Source organism: Corallococcus sp. AB049A (assembly GCF_003668885.1).
In the GTDB taxonomy this organism is placed as follows: Bacteria; Myxococcota; Myxococcia; order Myxococcales; family Myxococcaceae; genus Corallococcus; species Corallococcus interemptor.
Genome location: NZ_RAWL01001506.1, coordinates 1 through 342, shown reverse-complemented (window position 1 = coordinate 342; position 342 = coordinate 1). Strand labels below are relative to the sequence as shown.

Below are 342 nucleotides of genomic sequence, written 5' to 3'. Positions count from 1 at the left end.
CTGGCGCGCGGTGCGCCGGTGCCGAAGCGTCCACGAGCCTCGTTGGGCGTCGTGTCCGTGAACAGCGTTCGCGTGTCGCAAGGTGGCTCGGAGCTGGAGGCCGCTTACGGGCGCTGGTGCGTGCGCAAGCGGCTGTCCGGAGACTGCCTGCACCTGTTGGAGCGGGGGCTGACGCTGGATGAGGAGGGCAAGCGGGCGCTGGCCTTCCGCATCGCGCTGGACTCGGTATGGGAGGAGACGGCCGAAGCCCTGGAGGGGATGGTGGACCCCGAGGCGACGGTGTCGCTGCTGGTGATGACAGGGGCGGTGTACTTCAGCCTGTGGCTGGTGCCGGAGCCGCTG

General features: G+C 70.2%; 1 pseudogene. It reads left to right on the top strand.

Annotation, left to right across the window (positions count from 1 at the left end):
* Window positions 1–57 precede the first annotated feature (57 nt).
* Window positions 58–342 (top strand): annotated as a pseudogene (locus tag D7X55_RS42760) (hypothetical protein); the annotation flags it as partial.